Raw genomic sequence first — 5,404 nt, 5'->3', positions numbered from 1 at the left:
AACGACCGCACCAGTGAGTGTTAAACGGTCGGAATTACTGATCGAATCCATCATTCCGAAGTCCACGTAGGCCACGTGACCGAGATCTCCTGTTTGACCACTCAGGGCAAATAAGTTTCCTGGGTGAGGATCTGCATGAAAGTATCCGTATTCGAGAAGTTGTTGTAGGCCGCTGATGACACCCGTGCGGATGAGGGCGGGGGGATTGAGACGTTGAGCTTTCAACTCCTGCCGATCTCTCATCTTGGTTCCATGAATCCAGGAGGTGGTGAGCACACGCCTTGCTGAAAGCAGTCGCTCTACTTTTGGAATCGTGACGGCTGGATTATCAGCAAACAGGGCTGAAAAGCGTTCGGCGTTGTCGGCTTCGCAGTAGTAATCAATTTCTTCAAACAAGCTGCGACCAAACTCATCGATGATCTCTCCCAATCCGAAGCCCAAGTTGAGAGGTAGAAAAGGTGCACCCAAAACGCCCAGGGTGCGAATCAGCACCATGTCGCGGCGCAAAATAAAGGCGAGATTGGGCCGCTGCACCTTCACGGCAACCCAATGCTGACCATGCAAACGAGCCTTGTAGACCTGACCCAGGCTGGCTGCAGCAACAGGCACGTCGGGGAAGTCTTCGAAGAGTTGCTCCACCGGAGCTCCTAGCTCCTCTTCAACGGTTTGAAGTGCGATCGCGTGATCGAAAGAGGGAAGATCGTCCTGAAGCTTGGTGAGTTCATCGAGCCAATCGCGTCGGATCAGATCAGGCCGTGTGGACAGCGCTTGTCCCACTTTGATGAAACAGGGCCCCAGATTTGTCAGGGTGCGAAGCAGGGTTCTGGCCAGTTTGCGCTGCACCTCGGAATCTTTGCTTCTGCCACGAAGTAGCAAGCTGACCACTAAACCAGTCAGTGCCCAGATGATTTGGAACAGCCGCGGTAGATAAATCCAGGGTCTCAGTAAGAGCCAGCGCGCATCTTTTCCCGGTGCGTAGCGCATCTGGGCTTTACAAACGTCTTTCGATTGGGTGTTGTTGGCCAAACTGGTTCGCTCTGCCATATCCAACACGTTTCAGTCTTAAGAGCGTGAATCTTAGGCAGGTTGTTCCTTTCAATCGTTTCATGGGCTTGTTTGCGCCCCCTGCCCTACGCGATCAGTGTTCTGAGTGATCAACGTTCGTTGCGATCAAGTTGGTAAAGCGATCGATTTGGCTGGACTGAAGAAGCGCAGGCCCTTATGCACTCCTTAATTCCGTTGCTACGGCCTGACCAGCGGCAGTCTCTGCATTTGCCGGTGCATGGTCGGGGCAGATCCTTGCCGCCAGCTCTGAAGCGTCTGCTGCGGCAGCCACCCGGTAGTTGGGATCTTCCAGAACTTCCTGAGATTGGTGGGCCTCTTGAGAAGGAAGGTGCTGTTGCAGATGCGCAAGCACGACTGGCTTCCCAGTTGGGTGTTGCCGCTTGTTGGTTCGGTGTCAACGGTTCAACCGGTTTGCTTCAAGCAGCGCTTTCTGCCCTGGCTGGACCTGGCCAGGCGGTGTTATTGCCGCGCAACGCGCATCGCAGCTTGATTGCCGCCTGCGTGTTGGGAGGGATTCGGCCTGTGTTTTTACCTGTTCCATTCCTCTCTGATCGTGGACATCCAGGTGCGATGTCTGTGCAGGGGTTGGAGAGCGCGCTCACAGCCCTTCCTTCCATTCCTGAGTCGATCGTGGGCGCCGTTTTGGTGCATCCCACCTATCACGGTTATGCGTCCGACCCAACCCCTTTAATCGCAGTCCTCCATCGTCTCGGCTTGCCCGTGCTTGTGGATGAAGCGCATGGCACCCACTTTGCTTTCGCTGGTGGGGAAGCCTTACCTCGATCCTCCCTTCATGCGGGCGCTGACCTCGTCGTGCATTCCTTGCACAAATCAGCACCTGGTCTCGGGCAGACAGCTGTGCTTTGGCTTCAAGGCACGCGTGTGAATTCTGCAGCAGTGCAAGCGTCATTGCTCAGGTTTCAGACCAGCAGCCCCAGTGCCTTGTTGTTGGCTTCCTGTGAGGCCACTTTGAATTGGATGCTGACCCCAAGGTGGGAGCGTTTGCTGCAGCGAAGATTGAAACAGGCCCGTCAGCTTGCCGCTCGACTTGATGCTGCAGGACTGCCATTGAGACGCAGTGATGACCCCTTGCGTTTGATTTTGGTGACGGCGGAGAAGGGAATCAGTGGTTTGGATGCCGATGCATGGTTGATGCAGCGTGGATTGATCGCCGAACTGCCAGAACCCTTTTGTTTGACCTTTTGCCTGGGCTTAGCGTCTCAGCGTGGGTTGGCCCAACGCATGCAACGACTTTGGCGCAGGCTCCAGGCGTCTCACCCCAGTTCTGGGCCTTTGGACCCGTTACTCTTGCCGCCATTACAGACCTGTTCAACGCCTGAACTGCTTCCAGCGCTTGCTGTTCGGGCTCCAGCGTGTGAGCTGTCTATCCACGACAGTGCTGGACGCATTGCCGCCGAAATGATTTGTCCTTATCCGCCAGGCATTCCATTGCTCATCCCTGGCGAAAGAATTGGATCGGATCGCTTGGAGTGGTTGTTGAGTCTGCACCGAAGATGGCCGGAACAGGTGCCCGGTATGGTGAAAGTTCTGGCTGAAGAGCCGCAGGCCTAACTGGGGTGATTTCAGACGTAGCAAGCAGCAGCCAAGGCAAAACCAAGAAGGGTTTTGATCGCAAGCGCTTGCTCAGTGGATTGCTTGCTGGCGCTTTTGGCTTGTTGGTGGTGGGCCTCGGCGGGTGGTGGTTCACGCTCGCGTTGGGGGTGATCGTGCATCTGGGTTTGTTGGAATTTTTCCGAATGGCCCAGTTCAAAGGCATGAGGCCTGCCACGAAAACAACGCTCGTGGCATGCCAGCTCTTGCTCTTCAGCACGCAGTGGGCCAATTCAGGAGGTCTTCCGGCTCTTTTGCCTGATGCAGTGCTGCCTTTATCGGGTGCAGCAATCTGCGGTTGGTTGCTATTGCAGCCCGTCACAGGATCGATTGCCGACATTGCCGCTTCAATCTTCGGGTTGTTTTATCTCGGTTTCCTGCCAAGCCATTGGTTAAGACTTCGCAATCTCACTGATATTGATCTTGCTCCCATTTTGCAACGTTTAAGTCTTGATAATTCCTGGCTTTCATCGGGATTATTGATCACACTTGCTGCCTGCTTGATGGTCGTTGCGAGTGATATTGGTTCTTACATGATTGGTCGACGATTTGGACGTCATCCTTTGTCCCCTATCTCTCCGTCGAAAACGATTGAGGGGGCGATCGGAGGTGCGTTGTGCTCCGTTGTGGTGGGAGCTTTGATGGCTAGCCTCATGGGGTGGACCCTGGGATGGCTCACTGGAGGCTTGCTTGGGGCACTGGTGGCGCTATTTGCGCTCGTTGGAGATCTCACTGAGTCGATGATGAAACGCGATGCAGGCGTTAAAGACTCTGGCGATGCTCTCCCTGGCCATGGGGGAATTCTTGACCGGATTGATAGTTATTTGTTTACTCCTGCGGTGGTGTATTACGCCTTGATTTTGGTGATGCTTTTGATCGCAAACTAACTCTTAAAAAATTCAAAGCTCAGGGACTGACAGTTGCTGTCCCTTCAAGAATTAATTGGCCAGCTTTGAGGTGAGCTTTTTGAATGTGAATGCCGGGATCCATCGGCAATAACAACGATTTTCCTGTCTCGAGATGGGTGATCTGAATGGTGCCCTCTGAGGCTTCTAGACCGAACCGAGCGCGCACAGGATCTTGCGTTGCAATCACGGCGGCCTGCAATTCAAGTAAGTCGTCGTCGATGCTCAAGGAACGAAGAGGCGTCAGCCCCATCAATTGCTCACTGAGGAGATCTCCCAGCCAGCTCCAGCGATCACTGGCAAGTGCTCGATTGAGATCGGCTCCGTTGAACACCACCTCCCCATCAATGTTGAAGGAATGGGAGAGCTGAATCGGTTGGCCAGGATGGGAGGGATTGATGTGTGCTTGGAGTGAACTCGTTTTCAGCTCAGCACGCAGAAGGGGGAGTTTCTGAAAACTCACCTTGCGGGCGGTTAGGGACACACCTTCCAGCTTGCCCCGCAGGAGTTGCAAGGCCGATCCTTGGAGATTCAGCTTCAACTCACCCACTTCATCGCATTGTCCTCGGATCCAAATCTGCAGACCATTGGAGAGCAGTTGGAGCAGAGGCCCAGAACTGTTTGCATTCATGGAAAGCATTCTGATCCCCGCCAGCGTTTTGCCACCAAATCCGGTTGATCGAGATGGGGAAGATGCCCGCAATGGGCAACCGATTCAAGCTTGTCGCCCAATAGCTCCTCAGCGGAACGTTTTTGAGGAGCCCGCAAGATCCGATCTTGCTCACCCCAGAGCACATGCAGGGGCTGAGAGGGAAGTGGGGAACCGCAACCTGCGAACCCGCCGCTGCGGGCGAAGGCCGCTAGGGAACGCGCCCATCCAGGCACCTTGAGGTGCAGGGATGCAATCTCAATTTCTGGTTCGCCAACGCTGCTGTCTGGATCGGCAAAGGCTTGTCTGCACAACCCTCGTCTCACGCCAGGTCTGCCCAAGAACCACACCCCCAGTTGGTCCAGAACTGGAGGTAGTGGCATCGGTTTGCCGTCCAGTCCTGCGGGAGCCAGAAGCAGCAAGCGATCGATGCGGTCGGGATGCCGCCGTGCGAGTTCCATTGCAACAGAGCCACCCATCGATGCCCCGATTACCCCGATAGCTTCGTTTGTTGGCAAGTTGCCCAGCAGCGCATTGAGATGTTTGAGGACGAGCTCAGGTCCGTAGCTGGTTCGTTCTGGTCTTGGGCAAAACCCGAATCCGAAGAGATCGGGAATGATCAGTGTGTGGTTGGTTTTGAGCAAGGGCACCAGACGTCGGAATTCCAGATTGGAACTATCAAATCCATGCAGTAACAGCACTGGTGGCCCACTGCCCACTGTCACCACTGGATAGTGGTCTGCCCCCCCATCGGTGCATGAGAGTTCCAACCAGTCCAAGCCTTTGAGCTGTTCACGGGCCAGAGGATCGAGAAGTGTGGAGGCTGCGTTCTCGAGAATGCCCTTGTTGGTCAAGCTTCAGTCTCCAGAGACGTATTGATAGGGCGACTGTCAGCGTCGGTGCTTACGAGAGCTTCAAGAAGATCGGTCTCTGTGACCTCGAAGGGGAGATGGTGTAGGTCGGATCCTGGCCGGCAGGCGAAGCTGCAAATGGCGCGTAAGTCATGCAACCCTGTTTCTCCAAGCCCAAGATCCTGAAGCGAAACGGGTAGAGCAAGCTCCTTGAGTAAGGGCAGAAGTTGGCGACGGGATTGGGCGGCCAATTGATTGCCACCAAGGCGTTCTTCAAGCCGGAGCTGCACCAGAATGCCAAATCCCACTTTTTCTCCGTGCAA

Annotated in this window: 5 protein-coding genes and 1 pseudogene; 2 read left to right on the top strand and 4 right to left on the bottom strand. The window is 54.8% G+C overall.

The genetic code is table 11. The annotated features are described in order from the left end of the window. Positions 1-984 (bottom strand): ABC1 kinase family protein (locus NCN04_RS07530; RefSeq protein ID WP_250395672.1); only part of this gene is annotated, 984 nt, incomplete at its 3' end. Positions 985-1,221: 237 nt separating this feature from the next. Here NCN04_RS07530 and NCN04_RS07525 point away from each other — a divergent pair. Both NCN04_RS07525 and NCN04_RS07520 read left to right on the top strand, forming a co-directional pair. Then, the gene (locus NCN04_RS07525) at positions 1,222-2,637 is read left to right on the top strand and encodes an aminotransferase class I/II-fold pyridoxal phosphate-dependent enzyme (protein ID WP_250395671.1); all 1,416 of its coding nucleotides are present in this window, start codon (positions 1,222-1,224) and stop codon (positions 2,635-2,637) included. A 5-nt stretch (positions 2,638-2,642) separates the two neighbouring features. Then, positions 2,643-3,563: a phosphatidate cytidylyltransferase gene (locus tag NCN04_RS07520; protein ID WP_250395670.1), complete on the top strand. Its 921-nt coding sequence runs from the start codon at positions 2,643-2,645 to the stop codon at positions 3,561-3,563. Positions 3,564-3,582: 19 nt separating this feature from the next. Here the strand turns inward: NCN04_RS07520 and NCN04_RS07515 are convergent, their stop codons facing one another. The 3 genes and pseudogenes from NCN04_RS07515 to NCN04_RS07505 form a co-directional block, all read right to left on the bottom strand. Further along, positions 3,583-4,221 carry an LmeA family phospholipid-binding protein gene (locus NCN04_RS07515; RefSeq protein ID WP_250395669.1) on the bottom strand — a complete coding sequence of 213 codons (639 nt, stop codon included), beginning with the start codon at positions 4,219-4,221 and terminating at the stop codon, positions 3,583-3,585. After that, positions 4,209-5,084, bottom strand: a complete 876-nt coding sequence (locus tag NCN04_RS07510) for an alpha/beta fold hydrolase (RefSeq protein WP_048346251.1) — start codon at positions 5,082-5,084, stop codon at positions 4,209-4,211. The genes NCN04_RS07515 and NCN04_RS07510 overlap by 13 nt, the downstream gene beginning before the upstream one ends. Then, positions 5,081-5,404: pseudogene (locus tag NCN04_RS07505) on the bottom strand (oxidoreductase); the annotation flags it as partial. The pseudogene NCN04_RS07505 and the gene NCN04_RS07510, both read right to left, overlap by 4 nt.

It is taken from the genome of Synechococcus sp. MU1655 (assembly GCF_023630655.1).
GTDB lineage: Bacteria > Cyanobacteriota > Cyanobacteriia > PCC-6307 > Cyanobiaceae > Synechococcus_C.
Note: the sequence above shows the minus strand (reverse complement) of the source record. Positions and strands in the feature narration are given on the sequence as shown.